The 20,711-nt window shown below is 56.1% G+C and carries 17 protein-coding genes and 1 pseudogene; 8 read left to right on the forward strand and 10 right to left on the reverse strand.

What is annotated here, in order from left to right; all coding sequences use genetic code 11:
* Positions 1–5: 5 nt before the first annotated feature.
* From rplI to H6F57_RS19850, 3 genes are all read left to right on the forward strand, one after another.
* Positions 6–464 (forward strand): 50S ribosomal protein L9, encoded by a 459-nt coding sequence (gene rplI, locus H6F57_RS19840; protein ID WP_190626817.1) that lies wholly within the window; start codon positions 6–8, stop codon positions 462–464.
* A gap of 290 nt (positions 465–754) precedes the next feature.
* Positions 755–2,698 (forward strand): DNA primase, encoded by a 1,944-nt coding sequence (dnaG, locus tag H6F57_RS19845; RefSeq protein ID WP_190626818.1) that lies wholly within the window; start codon positions 755–757, stop codon positions 2,696–2,698.
* A 307-nt stretch (positions 2,699–3,005) separates the two neighbouring features.
* Positions 3,006–4,238 carry an FAD-dependent oxidoreductase gene (locus tag H6F57_RS19850; protein WP_190626820.1) on the forward strand — a complete coding sequence of 411 codons (1,233 nt, stop codon included), beginning with the start codon at positions 3,006–3,008 and terminating at the stop codon, positions 4,236–4,238.
* Positions 4,239–4,438: 200 nt separating this feature from the next.
* Here the strand turns inward: H6F57_RS19850 and H6F57_RS19855 are convergent, their stop codons facing one another.
* The 9 genes and pseudogenes from H6F57_RS19855 to H6F57_RS19895 all read right to left on the reverse strand — a co-directional run bounded on the left by H6F57_RS19855 (position 4,439) and on the right by H6F57_RS19895 (position 12,980).
* Complete coding sequence (locus tag H6F57_RS19855) at positions 4,439–5,320, reverse strand: hypothetical protein (protein ID WP_242024867.1); 882 nt, start codon at positions 5,318–5,320, stop codon at positions 4,439–4,441.
* Between the two features lie 313 nt (positions 5,321–5,633).
* Positions 5,634–6,983: a DUF2254 domain-containing protein gene (locus H6F57_RS19860; RefSeq protein WP_190626821.1), complete on the reverse strand. Its 1,350-nt coding sequence runs from the start codon at positions 6,981–6,983 to the stop codon at positions 5,634–5,636.
* A gap of 32 nt (positions 6,984–7,015) precedes the next feature.
* Positions 7,016–7,462, reverse strand: a pseudogene (locus tag H6F57_RS19865) (potassium transporter TrkG); the annotation flags it as partial.
* Between the two features lie 20 nt (positions 7,463–7,482).
* Positions 7,483–7,710 carry a hypothetical protein gene (locus H6F57_RS19870; RefSeq protein WP_190626825.1) on the reverse strand — a complete coding sequence of 76 codons (228 nt, stop codon included), beginning with the start codon at positions 7,708–7,710 and terminating at the stop codon, positions 7,483–7,485.
* Positions 7,711–7,724: 14 nt separating this feature from the next.
* Positions 7,725–8,711, reverse strand: a complete 987-nt coding sequence (locus H6F57_RS19875; RefSeq protein ID WP_190626827.1) for a mechanosensitive ion channel family protein — start codon at positions 8,709–8,711, stop codon at positions 7,725–7,727.
* Positions 8,712–8,883: 172 nt separating this feature from the next.
* Complete coding sequence (gene blaOXA / locus H6F57_RS19880; RefSeq protein ID WP_190626829.1) at positions 8,884–9,807, reverse strand: class D beta-lactamase; 924 nt, start codon at positions 9,805–9,807, stop codon at positions 8,884–8,886.
* Between the two features lie 77 nt (positions 9,808–9,884).
* Positions 9,885–11,168, reverse strand: a complete 1,284-nt coding sequence (locus tag H6F57_RS19885; protein WP_190626830.1) for a DUF389 domain-containing protein — start codon at positions 11,166–11,168, stop codon at positions 9,885–9,887.
* A 250-nt stretch (positions 11,169–11,418) separates the two neighbouring features.
* Entirely contained in the window at positions 11,419–11,853 is a 435-nt protein-coding gene (locus H6F57_RS19890) for an HPP family protein (RefSeq protein ID WP_199289690.1), read from the reverse strand.
* A 140-nt stretch (positions 11,854–11,993) separates the two neighbouring features.
* Positions 11,994–12,980, reverse strand: coding sequence for a GntR family transcriptional regulator (locus H6F57_RS19895; protein ID WP_190626832.1), 987 nt, complete (start codon positions 12,978–12,980; stop codon positions 11,994–11,996).
* Between the two features lie 260 nt (positions 12,981–13,240).
* On the opposite strand from H6F57_RS19895, the gene H6F57_RS19900 reads away from it, so the two are divergent.
* From H6F57_RS19900 to H6F57_RS19920, 5 genes are all read left to right on the forward strand, one after another.
* Positions 13,241–13,996 (forward strand): dienelactone hydrolase family protein, encoded by a 756-nt coding sequence (locus H6F57_RS19900; RefSeq protein WP_190626834.1) that lies wholly within the window; start codon positions 13,241–13,243, stop codon positions 13,994–13,996.
* 687 nt (positions 13,997–14,683) lie between these two features.
* Positions 14,684–15,919: an S-layer homology domain-containing protein gene (locus H6F57_RS19905; RefSeq protein WP_190626836.1), complete on the forward strand. Its 1,236-nt coding sequence runs from the start codon at positions 14,684–14,686 to the stop codon at positions 15,917–15,919.
* Positions 15,920–16,206: 287 nt separating this feature from the next.
* Positions 16,207–17,577: a ribulose bisphosphate carboxylase small subunit gene (locus tag H6F57_RS19910; RefSeq protein WP_190626838.1), complete on the forward strand. Its 1,371-nt coding sequence runs from the start codon at positions 16,207–16,209 to the stop codon at positions 17,575–17,577.
* 126 nt (positions 17,578–17,703) lie between these two features.
* Positions 17,704–19,161 carry an ATPase domain-containing protein gene (locus H6F57_RS19915; RefSeq protein WP_190626840.1) on the forward strand — a complete coding sequence of 486 codons (1,458 nt, stop codon included), beginning with the start codon at positions 17,704–17,706 and terminating at the stop codon, positions 19,159–19,161.
* Positions 19,151–20,182, forward strand: a complete 1,032-nt coding sequence (locus tag H6F57_RS19920; protein ID WP_190626841.1) for a diguanylate cyclase — start codon at positions 19,151–19,153, stop codon at positions 20,180–20,182. The genes H6F57_RS19915 and H6F57_RS19920 overlap by 11 nt, the downstream gene beginning before the upstream one ends.
* Here the strand turns inward: H6F57_RS19920 and uraH are convergent.
* Complete coding sequence (gene uraH, locus H6F57_RS19925; protein WP_190626844.1) at positions 20,179–20,538, reverse strand: hydroxyisourate hydrolase; 360 nt, start codon at positions 20,536–20,538, stop codon at positions 20,179–20,181. The genes H6F57_RS19920 and uraH overlap by 4 nt on opposite strands.
* Between the last annotated feature and the right edge of the window lie 173 nt (positions 20,539–20,711).

Consider the following 20,711-nt stretch of genomic DNA (forward strand, 5'->3'; position numbering starts at 1 on the left):
AAATCATGGCAAAACGGGTACAGGTAGTTCTTACAGAAGATGTTCGCAAGCTGGGCTATAACGGCGACCTGGTAGATGTTGCCCCTGGCTATGCACGTAATTATCTTATCCCTAACGGGAAAGCAGTGCGCACCACCCCCGGCGTGCTGAAGCAGGTAGAGCGTCGGCGCGAGGCGCAAAAGCAGCGGCTGCTAGAGATTAAGCAAGAGGCTGAAGCGATCAAGACAGCGCTGACCACTATTGGCATGTTCACCATTCAAAAGCCCGTCGGTGAGAACGAGGCCATCTTTGGTACTGTCACCTCTGGCGATGTGGCCGATGTGATCAAGTCGCTGGCGGACAAAGAAGTCGATCGCCGTGATATTTCGGTACCCGACATCAACAAGCTTGGCGAATACCAGGCCGAAGTGAAGCTGCACCCTGAAGTGACTGCCATCGTCAACCTGCGGGTAGTGGCCGAGTAAACTAAGCTGATCTCCCGCTTGGGCAACCACGGGATATACAGTACTGATATTAAAAATCGCCGCTAGGGAAGCTTAAACGCCCCCAGCAGCGATTTTTTTGTCAGTTGGGTAGCTGTGGACGACCTATTTTCCTGTCATAAACCAGGAGCGCTAGATGCAAAAGATTGACGACCTCCTGGCTTTGCCCAAAGAAATTTTTGGCAACTGATCGCTGAGCACCATGGGCTACAATCAAGCCACGCCCCAACATGTAGTGGTCTGACTCCCGGCCACCGCGCAGCCTCAACACTATGGATACCCCTCGACTCCACCCCGACACTATCGAAGCGGTGCGCGATCGCACCGACATTGTCGATGTGGTCTCCCAGCATGTAGTGCTGAAAAAGCAGGGTAAAGATTTTGTCGGCCTCTGCCCCTTCCACGAAGACAAGTCGCCCAGCTTTAGCGTCAGCCCCGGCAAGCAGTTTTACTACTGTTTTTCCTGCGGGGCGGGGGGCAATGCCTTTAAGTTTTTAATGGAGCTGAACAAGCGCTCCTTTGCCGACGTGGTGCTCGACCTGGCCCAGCGCTACCAGGTGCCGGTAACGACGCTGGAACCCGCCAAACGCCAAGAGCTTCAGCGGCAGCTCACCCTGCGGGAGCAGCTCTACGAAATTTTGGCGCTGACGGCTAGATTTTATGAGCATGCCCTCCAGCAGATCGACGGGGCCACGGCCCTAGCCTACCTATACGAGCGGGGCCTGAATGACGCTACCATTCAGCAGTTTCAGCTGGGGTTTGCGCCGGGGGGCTGGCAGACCCTCTACGGCTATTTGGTTGAGCAAAAGCACTACCCCGTCGAGCTAGTGGAAAAGGCGGGGCTGATTGTGCCCCGCCAAAAAGGCGATGGCCATTACGATCGGTTTCGCGATCGCCTGATGATTCCCATTCGTGATGGGCAGAGCCGGGTGATTGGCTTTGGCGGCCGTGCCCTAGGTGACGAAAAGCCCAAGTATCTCAACTCGCCCGACACCGAGCTGTTTGACAAAGGCAAAACCCTCTATGGGCTAGATCTGGCGCGAGCGGCGATCGCTAAAGATGACCGTGCGATCGTGGTCGAAGGTTACTTCGATGTCATTGCCCTCTACTCCGCTGGGCTAGAGAACTCTGTCGCCGCCCTGGGCACGGCCTTGAACGCAGCCCAGGTGCGCCAACTGCTGCGCTACACCGAATCCAAGCAAATTTTGCTCAACTTCGATGCCGATGCTGCTGGAGTCAAGGCGGCCCAGCGGGCGATCGGCGAAGTCGAGGAGATGGCCTACCGGGGCGATGTGCAGCTGCGGGTGCTCAACATTCCCGACGGCAAAGACCCCGACGAGTTTTTGCGGCACCACAGTGCCGCCGCTTACCGCGACCTGATCGAGGCCGCCCCCCTCTGGATTGACTGGCAGATCAACAACCTAATTGGCGGCAAAGACCTGCGTCAGGCCGACCAGTTTCAGCAGACCAGCCAGGCGGTGGTCAAACTGCTCAGCGACATCGCCAACGCCGACACCCGCACCCACTACGTACGCTACTGCGCCGAAATCTTTAGCAATGGCGACAGCCGACTGGTGCCCCTACTTGCTGAAAACCTCGTCACCCAGGTGCGCCGCCAGCGCCGCACCACTTCTTCAGAAGCGCCTACCCGATCTGCTCCCGCCACCACTCCCAGTGCCACTTCTCTAGAGCAGGCCGAAGCCGCCCTGCTGCGCATTTTTCTCCACGATGCCGCCCACCGCGACGAGATTCGCCAGGTGCTCGAAGACCGTGACTTGCAGTTTAGCTACTCTCACCACCGCGCCCTGTGGCGGCAGATGCAGCAACTGCTCACCAAAGCCGACGACCCCAGAGTTGATCTGGTCAACCTCTTGCGCAACCAACTTGCCGACACTGGTTTAGCCACCACACCCCTGCAAGCCCTGCTGCACCTCAGCGAAAAGGCAAAGCGCGACATCATCCGCGCCCCCTTAATCATTCGCGCCGCCGCCGCCTGCATGGAAAAAAACCTCTGCGAAAAGCGCTACCGCCATTTTCTCGCCCTGTGGGAAAAGACTGACTGCACCATCGCCCCTGAACAGTTCGCCGAATACCAGCGCCAAATCTATGCCGAAAAACGCCGCATCGAAGTTTTAGAGAAAGACCGCCAGGTCAGCTTCGAGGATCTAGCGATTATGCCCTGGGTCGGCGAGCAATACGATTCTCTCGATCGGTAGCCCCAGTCTAAACGGTGTGATGCCCACCCTATGGTGATCCAAGGAACGACAGGGTTTATATTAACCCTCAGGCCCATTGGCAGAACAGAGGTTTAAACCGATGATCAACCCATCCTTTCCGTGAGGTCAAGGACGACGGAACGTCCTTGTCGACGGGGGTCTGGGGCCAGCGAAATGGCCCCAGCAGTAGATCCGGCTTTATCTCCAATTGTGCGCCACTACAGCCAATGCTTTTGCCCAGGTTAGCGGTGGGCAATGCCCACCCTACGTATACTCTTAACTCAAGTTCTACTAAACTCTTCGTCCCATGCCTAGAGTCATCATCGTTGGCGCTGGCCCCACCGGAGCGACCTTGGCCCTCCTATTGGCTCGGCGAGGCATCCCCGTCACCCTGATCGAAGCCACTCGCGACTTTCAGCGCCAGTTTCGTGGCGAAGGGCTCATGCCCAGTGGCCTCGATGCCCTCACCCAAATGGGATTAGACCCGCTGCTAAAAACAGTCCCCCACCGCCCCCTCAGCGCCTGGGAATTTTGGCTCAACGATCGCCGCCTCTTCCGCGCCGACGAACCCCTGGGGTCAGCCCGCCCCTGCACCCTAGTTTCCCAACCACCGCTGCTAGAAGCCCTAGTGCAGACCGCCCAGCGCCAACCCAATTTTGAGTGGATAGCCGGAACAGCGGTAAAAGATGTGCTGTGGCAGAGCGATAGTGAAGCCTCCCAGAACGAAAATCGCGTCACAGGAGTTCACCTGACTGACGGTCGCATCCTCAAGGCTGACCTGGTAATTGGAGCCGATGGTCGCGCCTCCGTTATTCGAAAAAAAGCCGAACTAATCCTAGAAACCCAGCCAAAAAGTATCGATGTGCTCTGGTTCGAGCTGCTAGCACCACCAGGCTATGCTGCCGACAATCGCTTCTGCACCGTAGTCAAAAAAGGACGAGTCTTTAGCCTGTTTCACGGAGCAGAGGAGGGCAAAATGCACCTGGCCTGGGCGATCGCATCCACCGAGCCCACCGAGCAGAAAGACTGGGCCACCACCTTCGCCGCCCTGGTACCGCCCGAGTTTGTAGAACACTTCCAATTGGCAAAAGACAGCATCTCACCCCCCATGCGCCTCTCGGTGCTGGTCGGTCGCTGCCCCCGCTGGCACCGCCCTGGTCTGCTGCTGTTGGGCGATGCTGCCCACCCCATGTCGCCCGTGCGTGCTCAGGGCATCAATATGGCGCTTAGGGATGCGATCGCAGCAGCCAACCACCTAATTCCAGTCTTCAAAACCGCCGACACGTCGGCCCCAAACCCTACCGCTCTCGATCGCGCTTTAGCCCACATCCAGACCGAACGTGAGCCAGAGATTATCCAAGCCCAAAAGCTTCAGGCTCACGAAGCCAGCCGGGGAGAACTGCTGCGTCGCTTTGGACTGTTACGCCAGGGGCTCAGCATTTTCTCTCCCTTAGTTGGCCCCGCCATCAAACAAATCTGGACTCAGCAACAGCAGCCGCTGCGTGAGGGAATAACGACAGTACGGCTGAATCTTAGCTAGGCCTCATTACCCCCACCCAAAATTGCAATAGAAACTGCTGCTGCCATCGCAGTAGCGGTTTACAAAAACCCGCTACTGTTAACCAAAGGATAGGTAAACAGCAGCAGAATCCTTGGGTAGGGGTGTTGCAGTGCAACGCCCCTACGTCAACCCGTTCTAACCCAATGGACGGCTGCAATAGCAGCATCCCAGTGTCGATGCTATTCAGGAATAGCCGAAGGGTAAATTTGGGTCGCAATCAAAACCGGCTTTTCGCTGTAGTCGGCCTCTAGCTGCTCCTGCACTCCAGCATCCCAGGTCAGCTCATAGTCGCGCTCCAATTCACTGATGACGAAGGGGCGCAGCACACCAGTAACTGCAACCTGCTCATCGTCAGTAAGGGTAGGCGGTACCGCCTGAGATGCCGAGGATCCTGCCTTGGGCTGGGCATAGATAACCAGCAGGCTCTCTGCCCCTAGCAGCTGCTCTTCCTGCAGGGTGAACATGTCTTCACTCTGAATCTCTTCTACTTGGCCGGTTACAGCTAGGGTCTCGCCATAGTACTGCTCAGGGTTGTCAGAGATTTCGCCCGGTTCTGGAGCTAGCGCAATCGATTGAGCAATGATTACCGGCTGCTCCTCGTACTCTTCATAAAGGTTTGGGTCAAGGGTTAGATCAAATTCTTGATCGACCTCTGAGATCAGGAAATTGCGAACTTCCCCGGTTACCTGCACTTCAACACCATCTTCTGGTAGCAGCAGGGGTTCGCCCGAAGCATTGATGACCAGGATGGGCTCGCTACCAAAGAACTGTTCATCGCTAACGGTGAAGGAGTTATCGCCTACTTTCTCAACGGGTTCGCTTCTAATAGTGACGACTTGACCGATGTAGCCTTCAGTGTTTTCAGCAACTTCCTCGGTTTGCACATTTGTCGAACCATCTGAGGTTTCAGTTTGAGGTGTGCTTTCGGCGCAGGCACCCATCAGCCCAGCGATTAGACCGATAGCAAGCGTACTCCGGAAAAATTTCTGTTTCCTGGATTGGCCGCTAGGCATCTTTGAGGCGGTGCCAAAACCGGTTTTTTTGCTAGTGAACTGAGTCATAATTTTATACTCCAAACTCAACATGACTGTCGCTGAAAAGCTGCTTTGCAAGATTGTTTGCTGGTGATCTCATCTTCGTTGATGATCCCAAAGGCAGTGTTTTTCTTGTTAATGCACCGACGGCTTACTTTCTTACCGCTAGTTTCGCTAGCTACTCTTCTGCTTAATGTTGTTATAGGTGCTGAGAAATTGTGCGCCATCTGTCGAAATGGTAGCAACCATATCTGTCTATAGATAGAAAAAGGAACAGTCAGAATCAAGTGACTGAGTGTGAAATTATGTATTTGTTTTTGTATTTATTTAAAAAAGAAATTTATAGAATGGTTTTGGCGGCTGACTGTGGCTGGTGTAGGGCGGCCAGAGCGGTATGATACTGCTTTTCTATGGTTTCTAGATCCTGTTGGTGATTGAGGTTTTGCTGGCTACTGTGCCAAATGGCCTCAAGGTGCTGTTGCAGGATATAGCGCTGTTCGAAGTGGCGGGTAAAAGGGGCAATGGCGGCGATCGCCGCCAGCAGCCGACCGATCACGACCGTATCACTGCTGCCGTACTGGCGAATTTGGCTAAAGGCGATATCGGCCAGGGTTTCAAACTTGACTGGGGCGGCAATCACCCGCAGCGTGTGGGACTGGTCATAGCGGTAGGGCGACGGCAACTCGCGCTCGGCCAGCCGCGCCAGCCCAGCGGCCAGTCGGTCGATACAGCGAATTGCTGTAAACGGGTCGTTGATGGCAGGAGATAAGGCCCGCAGCGCAATTTCGACCAGTTGCTCAATCGGAAAGGCTACGTTTTGCTGCTTGGTGAGATCGCGGCCCATCACAAACGCTTGATTGATGCGATCGCCGACCGATGGGGTAATGCGACTGGCGGGGTAGGCCATCACTAGGGGGCTACCCTCAATGATAAAAGCGCCTGGATAGGCGTTGACCTGAAGCAAAAGATTCTGATCGCAGGCCACCTGCATCAGGGTGTCGTCTTCAATGCCTTGCAAATAGCCCGTTTTCTTTGCCCACACGGGTCCGGCGGTAGTTTCAAAATCGGTCGGCATATCCTTGCTACCCGCGTCCGGCTGGTCAAGCTCGTGGCCTAGGGCTTCTGGAAACAGGCGATTCGTAACTTGCTCTAAATCGTGGCTGACATCGGCAATCACATGGGAGACCTGAATGATGGTGGAGGCGTGGTGAATGAAGTAGATCAGCACGCCAATGCTGGCCATGGCCAGCAAAACCCCTACCGTCACCGATAGCTGGGGCACAAACAACTGGTAGTCTTCGCCCCGAATGGTGCGCAGCACCAGCAAACAGTAGATAAACGTGGCAATAAAGGTGCCCAGCACGAGCTGATTGCCCTGATCTTGCATGAAGTTGCGCAACAGGCGCGGCCCAAAATGGGACGACGCCAGCTGTAGAGCCACGATAGTAATAGAAAACGCGGTGGCCGCTACGGTCACCATCGACCCTGCAATGACTGAGAGCACCGCCCGTGCCCCATCGGCCCCGCCTTGGTAAATCCAGCTTAGGGCACTAATATCGATGGAACTTGAACGATCGATGGACAGCAGGCCAAACGCCAATGCGATCGCCCCAACCGCCATCAGGGTGGGCAAAAACCAGTAGCTCGATCGCAGGTTATCCCAAAATTTGCTGAGCTTAATATGTTTCATTGCAGAGTCTAGGGATAGCGGGGATCGAAGAATTACGCTGAGTGTCGCCTAAGCACGGTTTGAGTAATCGGGCGGCAGATGGCTATCTCCAGCAGGAGCACCGGAATAATTTCGAGCTGCCCCGCCCACTTCAGCAGAATGAGCATTAGCTTGCCGCCCCAGTGCAGAGGAGGGGCGCTAATGCCGGTCGATAACCCCACGTTGCTAGTCGCAGAAGCCGCCTCAAAGATCATGTCCTTCAGAGTGTAGTTAGGTGAGACCAGATGGGTGAGCATCACAATGCCAACGCCCAGCAGCAGTAGCCACAAACTGGCTAAGCCGGCCGCCGACTGGACCTGTTCATGAGCTTGGGATGCCGGTAAGGCTTCATCGCTAATTCGATAGGAAATATCGTCATCAGCGGTGACAAAAAGCTGTTGAAATCGCCATCGAATGCCCAGCAGCAGCACTATTCGGTGGAGCTTCAGCCCCCCAGCGGTCGATCCGGCCGCTCATCCCATCACCATGGCGGCGCTGAGCAATAGTTATCTACCTTGGGCGAATTGACCCGGTAGAACCCCTGGGCCAGCGCGAAGGCGGCGATCGCCGTCGCTAAAAAAGGCGCAATGGCATAGTACTCCTCAAAGTAAAGGCAGACCGGTATCGAAAGCAAAGCCATGATGCCGGGCACGTGCAGCAGCAGACCAAAATCATGCAGGATTAAGCGGATATCTCGGTATCGCTCCATGGTTCACGGTCGGCCTAGTTAGCAGACTTGCCGTTGCCGGCTGAGCGCGCATCGGCCAGCTGACGCAGTGAGCCCCCAATGCTGCGCGGCTTTGGGGCTTCTCCTCGACGGGAGGGCCAGCCTTCGCGCTGGCGGGTGCGATCGCCGTCGGTTTCCTCGGTCTGGTCATGGAACAAAATTTGCTGGGTGGGGAAAGGCATATCAACGCCGTTAGCCGTCAACTTGTTTTTAATATTCATGAGTACCTGATCTTGCAGGTCAAGCACGTCGGCGCGGCGCGGCGGTTGTACCCACCAGCGGGCGCGCAGGTTAACCGTGCTGTCGGCTAGGTCGACCACAATCACGTCGGGGGCAGGGTGGGGCAGTACCCCGTCGGTGTCATGTACGGCTTCTAAAATCAGGTCTTTAGCGGCTTCAATATCATCGCCGTAGCCGATGCCGATGTCGTACTCTAAACGGCGATTTTCAAAGGCTGTGTTGACCAAAACCGAGTTGGTAAATAGCTCTGAATTGGGAATTACGATGCGGCGGCCGTCGTAGGTTCTAATCGTGGTAGCGCGAGTCTCAATATGCTCGACGGTGCCTTCAAAGTCTTTGAAAATGATCTGGTCGTCGATTTGAAATGGCTCGGTCAATAAAATTAAGATGCCAGCTAAGAAATTTTGTAGAATGTCTCGAAAGGCAAAACCGATCGCAACCCCGCTGATGCCCAGGAGCTGAATTAAATCTCCGGCTTTCAGAGATGGAATAATGATTGAGAGGGCGACAAAAAGACCAATTAAAACGGTAGCGCCCTGGGCCAAACGCCCCAAAACCAGGCCCACATTTCGAGTTCGCCGCCGCTGTTGAGTTAGCCGCCTAACTGTGGTGCGAATGCCTTTAGCAACTAAAAAGAAGATAAAAAATACGACAATGGCCAGGACGATATTTGGCAGTAAAGCCAAAAAACCATTGGCCATCGCCTGGGTTTTTTCCCAAATGGGAGAATAGTCAAAATTCATAAACTGAGAGAGTAATAACTCTGTCAGTTTACAGAAAAGTGATGGGTTTGACCTCTATCTCCAGCGGGTTGTTGCTCGAACGAGACAATTGCTGATGGTGGCTTCTAGAAGGTTGATACTGACTAGCAGTGTAATGTCCGGTTGCGATCGCACAGTCCCATTTTTTGCAAAGCTATCGGCGGCTTAATGCTTCGTCCTCAGGCGGCAATGCATTGATAGACTGCAAGATAGCACGTGTAATTTCCTCTCGCTTATATAGATCATCCAGACGGTTAGGTGTATCTATGTTTAGGGCAAAAAATACTGGACCTGTTGGCCATTCAACCCAGCCCACCCACCAAGCCCATCGGCCTTCCCAGCCGGTCTTAGCGCGGAGAATCCAATCGCGGTTAGCTTCCACGATCATGATGTCTTTCACTAACCGCTGATGCTCAATACTGAAAGGCAGTTCGTTTCGATATAGCTTTTGCAAAAAAGCGATCTGTTCGTGTGCAGAGATCTCTAGCTCACCGTCAATCCAATAAGCGCCCTCATTTGTTCTCGGGTCTGCGTTTCCATAATCAATTTGCGTTAGGTAATTTCTTGCCTGTTCTTCACCAATCTCGTTGGCAAAAATTTCATAAACCCAGACAGCTGAATTTCGCATCGAAGAACGTAGATCCTGGTCCTGGTTGTGAGGCGCAAAGCTTCTTTCTACACCATCCCACTCAAAGACTTGAAACTCATCTTGAACGACGCCAGCCTCAAGCGCAAAGAGTGCGTGAGGAATTTTGAATGTTGATGCTGGTGAGTATCGCCTGTTGGCACGCTCCTGGTTATAAACCCACACCGATTGGGTATCTTGGCGCTGATCTGATATGACAATCGTGCCATGAGCGTCAAAATCGTCAAAGAAACTGCCCCAGTCAGGTCGCTCTTTCGCCTCCGTATCATTCAAAGGCTGATCATTGCTTGCAAAAAGATTAGTCTCTAGGGCTTCTGCTTGCTCATTTGGTTGAAACGTATTAATCCTGGAGGGCATTTCAGCTAAGACAGGCTGTACAAGCACCACAGCAGCCACAGCCAAACTAATGATCCAAGGAAAACGATATTTCATGCTTTTTACTTCCCTACTAGCTTACAAATTTGCACTCTCTAATATGAGCGACAGCGCGGGCCTCCACCTTCGACGGGTTAGTCGGCTGACCTGGGGGCTTCGAGCACGTTGATACTGACCAGCGGCGTCACGTCAAACCCCTGGTCGAGCAAGTGAGCCTGAATTGCCTCAGTCAGCTCCGCTTGAATCGCTGCGTCAGAATCATCATGGCCGGGCTGGCGCTGCACATAGACCTCCGACAGCAGCGTGTTTTGGCCCGCAATGGTGGCTTGAGTAAACCGCGCCGTTGACTCTACCAACTTGACCTGGGGAAACCGTTTAATGACGGTTTGCACTTCGGCATTGGCCCGCTGAGCGCGACTGGAGCGCTCTAAACTAGGCGGGTTTGACAACTGCCAGGTGAGCAGGGCGGCGATCGCGATCGCGCTGGCCCCCAGTGCCACCGGAAACACCCCGCGCTGGCCCCGCTGGTAGCGTGCCCCTTTAGTTGATAGCCCATAGGTGCGGAACAAAATCGCTGCCGACAGGTTGATGCCGCTGAGCTGTAGCAGCAGCAAAAACACCCCGTTGACAACCAGATCCCAGCGGCCAATGGCTATAGACATGCCGATAATGCCCGCTGGGGGGGCCAGCGAGGCCGCTACCAACATGCCCGTGGCTGTGCCCGAAACCAGGCTGCTGCGCTCCGACTGCACCAGGTTGACGGCCCCCGCCGCCCCCGCCGCTAGGGGCAGCAGCACCGCCACCGCAGAAACCTGGCTGTTATCGATCATCAGCGGCGTCGCAATCTGCTGCCGAAATATCAGGCTGAGCAAGGCCGCCACCCCAATGGTGACCAGCAGGGCGGTAAAGTAGCGCAGCACGCTGCGACCAATCAGGTGGCGATCGCCCCGAGCCGAGGCGATCGCCGTATTCATGGCTGGCCCGGCAAAGGGAGCGATGAGCATCGCCGCTACCAGCAGGTAGTTAGTATTCGTAAACAGCCCAATCCAGACAATGATGCCTGCGATCGCGGCATAGCTCAAAAACCCTTTCCAGGAACCAACGCTTTGCAGCCCGGCCAGGAAAATCTCGATCGGGCTGCGTTCCTCCACCTGGGTGACCTGCTCCGCCGCTTGATCGGCTGGGGGATGCAAAGCCATTACCCCAGTGGGCACTAGCGTAATCTTTAGCTCGCGCAGGTCTTGAAGCGCCTCTAGCAGAGGCTCTACCTGCTGATTGGACACATGCACCAGCACCGTGTCCTGGGGAGTCTCGCCGAGGGTCTGCCACTGAGTCAGGTTGGTGCCCTGGCAGGCCTGGGCCTTTTGCAGCACGGTCTTACCGCTGCCGCTGGGCACTTGAATCAACAGTTGGCGCATGACAAATCCACGGGTAGAAATCGTTCAATCACGCTCTCTATCCTGAGGATGGTCAGCGGTCTTGGCATCGACTGAAGGGCTAGTCGCCGGTTAGGCCAGAGGGGATACGTTTGTGGGGTTCAGGGTTCAAGGTTTTGGGTGTACGGTTCCAGGCAAGCCGTATACCTAAAACCTTGAGCCTTGTACCGTTCACCGGACAAGACGGCTGAGCAAGGTGGTAGCATCCAAAGCGATCGCGCTCGGTAGAACGCTAAGAACTGTGGCGGGCCAGCACCCACAGCAACAGCTTTTCGAGCATGACCAGCGTGGCGGTAATGCCCACCGCCAGGCCAAATAAAAGCAGGTTACTCTCGTTACCCGATCGCAGCGCAAAGCTCAGCGACGTCGCCACTGCAGGCGGGTGAACCACATCCAGCAAAATCATCAGCACGATGGTAATCACCATCGCCAAGCCGCCCGACAGGTAGCCCACACCCACCGTTGTGTAGGTGACAAAACCTAGGCTCGCCGCTATCAGCTGCGAAATCAGCAGTGTGCGCACCGAATTAGTGCCGTGTTGCGGGTCAAGGTAGATCAAAAAAGCGCTGGAGGCCAAGGAGGCAAACAGCAGCCGCTGCTGGCTGAGCGCTTCGACCAGCGCCAAAACTGCTAAAATCACCGCCGTTGGGGCGATCGCCAGGGCCAACTCTCCCTTCAGATTTAGCCGTCGGCGCAGGGCGCGATTGGCCCCTTGATGGGCTTCAGGCTCTTACGGTCTTGGCTCAATGAGCGGCTCCAGGCTAGGGACGGCAGAGAGCCATGCGGCAATGAGTCAATGTACCGATCTTAATCTAGCCCCAGCTCGCGCTTGAGCAAGTTGATCGACTTTTCGCCAATGTAGTTGTCACAGACGATCAGCTTGGGCGGACGAATCAGGTCTTCGCGGGCTTCGGCGATCGCTTCTTTGACCGTGGGCAAACTCGCCTCGTCAAACACCACAATGGTCTGGGCGCTGTGGATCACGGCGCTGAGCTTGTAGGGGTCGTCGGTCTGGGCCGACATCAGCAAAATTTCATCGCCCCGCAGGCTGTAGCTAATCACCTCCGCCGCCCGCAAAATGCCGGTGCTGACGCTGACCATGCCCAGGCAGGTGCCCTTGGGCAAGTCCTTCAGCAGGCCCAGCTCTTTTTTATAGTCATAGATATCGACCGGGATGACGCGCACCGACTTGGGGGCCGCGATCGCCTCAGCTTCACTAATGAAGTAGCGGCTGGTCACCACCGTGCCCGAGCGAGTCTGGGCCAAAATCGTGTCGAGTTCTTCGAGGGGCACCAGCTGCACCGGAATGTGCAGCGCGCTCTCTAGCTCACGCACCATTAGCTGACCGGCACCAATGTCTTGGCCGGGGGCCGTCACCAGCACCCGAGCGCTACAGCGCAGCCGCCAGTCAATTTCAGCCAAAAATAGCTCGCGCGCCTGGTTTAGCGAGCAGCCCTGGCGCAGCAGCTCGTCCAGCCCGGTTTCGACCACATCGCGGGCCTGGGGAAACTCGGCCCACAGCACCGTCTGGGGGCGGGCGCTGTCGGTGCTGTTTTGCTCGCGCACGTAGATGCCAGAACCGGGCATAGCCTCGACCACTCCGGCGTCTTCGAGCTGGCGGTAGACCTTGCTGATAGTGTTGCGGTGCAGCCCTGTCTGCATGGCTAGCTGCCGGGTGCTGGGCAGCCGATAGCCGGGCGGGTACTGCCGGGATGCGATCGCAAACCAGATCTGGTCGTAGAGTTGGGTCGACGCCGGAATCTCGCTATCGGGCTGAATGTGAAACTGCACCACCAAACCACCTCCAGGCTGTTGTCAGACAAACCATCATGCCCATTCTGCGATCAACCCAGTAAGGTCAGACCAACATCAGGGCCACTGAGAACTAAATACACCGACCGTACTGACAATTTAGGACGATTCTAAAAAAGTCGCTGGATTTTGTTAGCGACCCCCACCTGCCGCAATGTTTTTTGACAATTGTAGCCCTCTCTACCTAGAGCTAGGGCCAACGTTAAAGTAAGAGTGATCAGTATAGACAACGACAACTCGTCATGCCGTCCCTAGTGCGTACCGAAACTATCTCTATCTCCAGCGGCGACACCGAGATTTTGGCCTACCTAGCCGAGCCCTCTAGCCCGGGCCGATTCGGGGCCATTGTCGTGATTCAAGAGGTGTTTGGGGTCAACAGCCACATTCGTGAGGTGACCGAACGGCTGGCCAGGGAGGGCTACGTGGCCATCGCCCCTCACATTTACCACCGCCAGGCCCCTGGCTTTGAGGTGGGCTACACCAAAGAGGAGCTAGAGCTGGGCCGCAGCTACAAGCAGGGCACGAAGGCAGAAGAATTGTTGGCGGATGTGCAGGGGGCGATCGCCTACCTTTACAGCAAAGCCAATGTCATCCCTGAGGGTGTCGGCTGCATCGGCTTTTGTTTTGGCGGCCATGTTGCCTACCTGGCCGCCACTCTGCCGCAGGTCAAGGCCACCGCTTCCTTCTATGGGGCGGGTATTGCCACTATGACCCCCGGCGGCAGTGAACCCACCCTCAGCCGCACCGCCGAGATTGAGGGCACCCTCTACGGTTTCTTCGGCGAAAAAGATTCCTTAATTGCGGCTGACGAGGTCGATCAAATCGAAGCGGCATTAAAAGACCATGGCGTGCCCTACCAAATCTTTCGCTACCCCGGTGCCGAGCACGGCTTTTTCTGCGACCAGCGCTATAGCTACCACCCCGAAGCCGCCAGCGACGCCTGGGAGCAGGTGCTCCAGCTGTTTAAGACTGTTCTGCCCGCAGCACCACAAAACTAGCCAGATCAGTAGACAGCCCCTGCGGTTCCTCACGATTTCTAAGCTGCGTCCTCACTCAGAGAGCATCGCAACGTCCAGCCTTGGGTAGCAAAAGGCCTCGGTATCTTGCTTGAGTGAGGATAGTGAGCCCAAACGTCCTCTTAAGCCCAAAGGGGCTCAGGGGGTAAAGGTTACAACCGATCCTGATTGCAAACAGCCTCTGGCTGAGGCCTCGCCAAACAAAATGTTAGACCTGAATTATTGTCAATTAAGTAGCCGGAACTTTTGGCGGAGTTATGAGTCAACTACCGATCACTCGCCCGAAGCCAGGCAACTGTCACATTAGAAAAGCTTTCTAATGTGACAGTTGAAATAGCGGAAAGACTATTCGCCACATTGTCCAAAGCAGCTTTAGATTAAGGAAAGCGAGACACAATTATCTGTTCGTCTTTAAAGCAAGAGTCACTAAAGCCATGCAGTTACCTATTGCTATATAGAAACTTACTTTGGCTGACTTCCCTACTTCTTAAAAGGCAAAAAGCAGTTCTTAAAGCCAGATAGACAGAGTGAGGACGACAGACAAATGCTCTGTTTACCACGAAGAGAGGTGCGCAAAAGCATCTTGAGTCGAATCTGCTGAGACGAATTTGCCGAGGCGAATTTACTAAGCTGTGTCCGCATGTTAGTTATCTTTGGAGTTTTTTAAATATGTCTAATTCTTTTCGTCTAAAGTCTGGAACTGCTCTGATGTTAGCCCTAGGGTTGACCGTAGGTGCCTTTACGCCAGTGCTCACAGCCGCTCCGGTCGTTGCTCAAACCCAGACTCAAAGCCAGTTTGTCGATGTGTCCGCTAATCACTGGGCGCGTCAGTTCATTACCAGTTTGGCGAGCAGGGGTGTTATCGCTGGTTTCCCAGACGGTACCTTCCGTCCCGATGAGCCAGTGACCCGCGCTCAGTATGCCGCGATGGTTCGTCAGGCGTTTAGCCAGTCTTCTGTGCGGACTGCAACCACCTTTGTCGATGTGCCAGCCAACTATTGGGCGGCTGCGGCAATTCGTGAGGCCGATATGATGGGCTTCTTGTCGGGCTATCCCGGCAACATCTTCCAACCCGACCAGAATATCCCTCGGGCCCAGGTGCTGGTTTCTCTGGCTAATGGATTGAACTACACCGCCAGCAACCAGACCAGCGTTAGCGTCTATCGGGATGCCTCCTCGATTCCTGAGTATGCGGTGGCCAGCCTGGCCGCGGCTACAGAACGGCGATTGGTGGTGAACTACCCCGATGTGCAACTGTTAAGGCCCAACCAAACGGCAACTCGGGCCGATGTGGCGGCTTTCATCTACCAGGCTCTGGCCAGCCAAAATCAGGTAGCCACGGTCAACTCTCCCTACATTGTGGGGCAGCAGGTGGCGGCTCAGAATAGCCTACCGGCGGGCACAACCATGACCACGAACTACGCAGAGAGCGACAAAATCGTCGTGCTCCGCGATGAGACTGCTGCTCTGACCCTGACGGTGGCCCAGGCCATCACTGATAGCACCGGGCGCGTCGTGGTGCCAGCGGGCAGTCAGGTGGTGGGAGAACTGCGCCCCAGCGGCAACGGCTCCCAGTTTGTGGCCCAGGAACTGGTGCTCGCTGGCGGTCAACGACTGGCGATCAACGCCACCTCGCAGACCGTGACCACGACGGAAACCATCCGCCGGGGGGCTAGCTTTGGCGAGACCCTGGCTGGAGCGGTGCTGGGCTCAGGTGCAGCGGCGGCGATCTCTCGCACCACCGGCGACCAGAGCGTTGGCACCCTAGAGGTCTTAGCGGGAACCGCTACCGGAGCCACCCTGGCCCGCCTCTTTGGCCGTGACCGGGTCGAGGTGATTGCTATCAACCCCAGCCAAGATCTCACCCTGACCCTTAACCAGCCCCTGGTGCTGTCAGGCCGATAAAAGCTCTGTTCAGTCACCTAGCCGAGTGGCTGCACTGTAGTTAGCAAACCCCTCAGCCTCCAATAGAAGGCTGAGGGGTTTGCTTTGGCCTAACGATAGCGATCGCTTATTGCAGCCTTCAGCCTTTTGAACCATTCGCGGTACCAAGCTACGGGATAATGTAAACATGGATACTTCTGGAATTTTCTGCAAAGTGTAGAGCGGTGGTCAAAGACCAGCCCTAAAGGATCATCGCTCCTGCCTGGTGTCAGACCCCTATCCCTGCTACCTCACCGCATTCAACCCCCATGACCTACTATCTCTCCCCCCGCTTTCTCGAAAAGCTGGCGGTGCACATCACCAAAAACTACCTCAAGCTGCCGCAGGTCAAAATTCCCTTGCTGCTGGGGGTGCACGGCCGCAAGGGGGAGGGCAAAACCTTTCAGTGCGAGCTGGTGTATGAGCGCATGGGCATTGAAGTGGTGCACATATCTGGTGGCGAGCTAGAGAGCCCCGACGCGGGCGACCCGGCTCGGCTGATTCGCCTGCGCTACCGGGAAGCCGCTGAGCTGGTGCGGGTACGGGGCAAAATGGCAGTGCTGATGATCAATGACATTGATGCTGGGGCGGGCCGCTTCGATGCCCTCACGCAGTACACCGTCAACACCCAGCTGGTGAACAACACCCTGATGAACATTGCTGACAACCCCACCAATGTTCAGCTCCCCGGCAGCTACGACGAAAACGAGATTCAGCGGGTGCCGATTATTATGACCGGCAACGACCTCTCGACCCTCTACGCCCCGCTGATTCGCGACGGGCGTATGGACAAGTTCTACTGGCAGCCCGATCGCAGCGATCGCATCGGCATTGTCGGCGGCATCTTTGAACCCGACAACCTCTCACCCCAGGATGTCACCCTGCTGGTAGACACCTTTCCGACCCAGGCGATCGACTTTTTTGGGGCCGTGCGCGCCCAGATCTACAACGAGCAGATCCGCGACTTTATCTATTCTGTGGGGCTAGAAAATGTCTCCCGCAGCGTGGTCAACACCACCACGCCGCCCACCTTTCGCCGGCCCGACTTTAGCATCTCGCATTTGATTGAGGTGGGCGATCGCCTGGTGCGCGAACAGCGTCGGGTCGACGACATGCGCCTCGCCAACGAATACAACCGCGTTCTACAGTCGGGTGGTGCGTCCTCAGCCCCTGATGGCAGCTTTTATCGGGCCTACGACCCCAACGACACCCCCTCCGACGCCGAGGACACTATCGGGGGCAATGCCGTCAGGGCATCTAGCAACGGCAACGGCGACTCCCCCCAGTGCCCAATGCCCGAGTCGTCTCAGTCCACCCACTCCCCCACTCCCCCACCCATCCACCCTCCTACCCATCCACCCTCCCACCCATCTACCCTCCCCCCCGAGGTGCGCGATCAGGTCAACAACATCCTTTCCCAGGGCTATCGTCTCGCCCTGGAGCATGTCGATCAGCGGCGGTTTCAAACCAACGCCTGGCAGAGCGGCCCCACCCTGCCCAGCCAAGATGCCGCCAGCGCCAGCGCCGCCCTCGAGCGCTGCCTGGGCGACTATGCCCAAGACTATGTGCGGCTGATCGGCATTGACCCTAAAACTAAACAGCGGGTCATGGAGCAGATTATTCAGCGGCCTAAACGTTAACGGTTTTTCTTAACAGCGCAGTGCCGAGCCAATTTGGTGGCAGGATAAAGAGCTAGGCGGATCTCTGACGGTGCTAGCGGAGGATTGCTGCGCGTTTGCGTTAACTTTGAGAGCAGTTTGGCCAAGATGTCAAAATATCACCGACTTTCCTCGGGAATTGAAGGACTGGATGAAGTTTTAGAGGGAGGGTTTCCGGCGGGGCAGGCCTATTTGGCCAGAGGTGGGCCGGGCTGCGGCAAAACCACCCTGGGGTGGCACTTTCTCACCACCAACCTAGACGACGGCACCCCGCGCCTCTTCATCAGCCTCGGAGAATCGATGGAACAGCTGCGGCGCAACGGCGCGGCGTCCGGCTTTCCGGTCGATGCGGTGCATGTCTTAGATTTGAGCCCTAACGCCGACTTTTTTGTGCAAAACCAGGGTTACGACATTTTTGCGGCTGCCCAGGTCGAGCAGGGGCCGCTGACGGAGCGAATTGTCGAGCAGGTCAGCGCGCTCAAGCCCCAGCGGGTATTTATCGACTCGATGACCCAGCTGCGCTACCTGGCCACTGACGCCTATCAATTTCGTCAGCAGGTGGTGGGGTTTTTGCGTTTTTTGCTCCACCAGGGGGCCACGGTGCTGTTTACCTCTGAGAGCAGCCAGGAGGCCCCCGATGAGGATTTGCAGTTTATTAGCGACGGCATTCTCACGTTGCAAATGCAGGAGGAGGGCCGCCATGTGCAGGTGTCTAAACTGCGGGGCGGCACATTTCGCAAGGGCCTCCACTCAATGCGGATCAGCGATCGCGGCCTAGTGGTCTTTCCCCATCTGGTGCCGGTTGACGAGCCGGTAGCCACCGCCGCGCCGCGCCTCTGCCCGGCGGGCATTCCTGAAATTGACGAGCTACTCAGCGGCGGCATTGAGACCAGCACGGTGACGATTATCTCTGGCCCCAGCGGCGTGGGCAAAACCACCCTGGGGCTGCAATTCATCAAAGAGGCGGCGGGACGAGGCGATCGCTCGGTCGTCTATCTGTTTGAGGAGGCGGTCGATACCCTGCTCAACCGCTGTGAAGGCATCAACATTCCGGTGCGGGCGATGGTCAACCGGGGCACCTTGGCGATCTTTAAAGTTGACCCATTGCTATACTCCCCCGATGAATTTGCCCACCAAGTGCGCCTCGAAGTGGAAAAGGCGGGCACCCAGCTGATCATGATCGACAGCGTGCTGGGCTATAAGCTGTCCTTCAAAGAAGACGACCTGATTCGCAACATTCACGGCCTTTGCCAGTACCTCAAAGGGCGCGGGGTGACCACCATCCTCACCAACGAAGTCGAGTCGATTACCGGTGACTTTAGAGCGACGGAGCTGGGCGTGTCCTACCTGGCCGACAACATTATTTTTCTGCGCTATCTAGAAATGCGGGGGCAAATGCGGCGAGCGATTGGCGTTTTAAAGAAACGCCTCAGCGATTTTGAGAAGACTTTACGGGAGTTTGAAATTTCTCGCTACGGCATCAAGGTTGGTCGGCCGCTAACTCAGCTGCGGGGCATCTTGAGTGGAGTTCCTGAATTCATTAAGCCCCACGAAAATGAGCCGTGATGTTTCGCCACCCTTCGTTGGGTCTCTCCTAGATCCCGAGCATCAATGGCAGTATCGCGTGCTGCTAGGGGTAGACCATCAGCAAAATCGCCAGCTTTTGTCAGCGTTGTTAAGTCGGTTTTATAGCCTGCAAGATTTGTCAGCGGTAGCGCTCAAGTGGGGCCAAGCGTTTGACCTGTGCATTTTTGACACCGCGTTTTTGGGACGCTGTAGAGAACACATCGCCCAACAGAGAGCGGCGGCTGGCCCGGTGTTTTTACCCTTTTTGCTGCTGCTCAAGCGCCACCACCTGCCCTTGATGACGCCACCCCAGCGCCAGCAAGTGGACGATGTGATTACGATGCCCGTCGACCAGACCGAGCTGCTGCTGCGGGTAGAGTCGCTGCTGCGCGCCCGACAGCAGTCGCTGAAGCTCAGCGCCATGCTGGCCCAAGAGCGGTTGCTGGAGCAGCAACTAGCGGCCGACAACGAAATCCTCCAGCAGCTGGCGGTTCAGGATAGTCTGACCGGCATTCCCAACCGGCGCGCCTTTGACGAAAAGCTGGCCTACGAGTGGAAGCTCGGCCGCCGCGAACAAACTCCGCTGACGGTGGTGCTCTGCGATGTTGATTACTTTAAGCCCTACAACGACACTTACGGCCACATTTCGGGGGATCAGTGTCTGCGGGCGATCGCAGGCGTGCTCGACACCGTAATTCGGCGACCGGCGGATTTGGCCGCCCGCTACGGCGGCGAAGAGTTTGCGCTGGTTCTGCCAAAAACCGACTTAGAAGGCGCGCTGCACCTGTTGAACTGCCTGCGCAGCATCCTGCGAGCCCGCGCCATCGCCCACCCAAAATCGCCGGTCAGTCCCTACGTCAGTCTGAGTTTTGGCGTGGCTACGGCCGTGCCCGAGCAGCGATTGCAGCCTGAAGATCTGCTGCGGGCTGCCGATGCGGCCCTCTACCGGGCCAAAGCCGAAGGCCGCGATCGCATCGTTGTAGCCTCTAACCTCAGTGCTGCTCCGCTCCAGCAGACCTAGCTGCCCCGGTAGGTGCTGTAAGACCAAGGCGACACCAGCAGCGGTACGTGAAAGTTGCCGCTGGGGTCAGCGATCGTAAACCGAACCGGTATTTGGTCTAAAAACGGAGGATCAGAAAGCGCTGCACCCGTTGTGGCGAAATAAGCTGCCACATCGAAGGTGATTTCGTAGGTGCCTTTGTGCAGCTCGTCACCCTCTAGCAGCGGCTCATCGGTGCGACCATCGCTGTTAGTTTCAACAGTTTTTAGCGCTGTTTTAATGTCGGCTTCATTGCTAATGGCCCAGACTGTGAGCCGCAGCGAGGCGGCGGGCTTACCCAAGGCTGTATCAAGAACGTGGGTGGAGAGTCTGCCCATTGTGGTGATAAATCATGCCAGGTAACTACAGACAAAGCATATAGTAAGAAACCCTTGGATGGGGGTGCAACCCAAATTATTCGCCATGCTGTGCTCAGGCAACATCAATTTATCTTTTCTGTTTTTTCTGGCCGCGCACAATCTTGCCCCGTCCTTTGCTGAGAGGAGAATTG

Source organism: Leptolyngbya sp. FACHB-60, from assembly GCF_014695775.1.
GTDB lineage: Bacteria > Cyanobacteriota > Cyanobacteriia > Phormidesmidales > Phormidesmidaceae > Nodosilinea.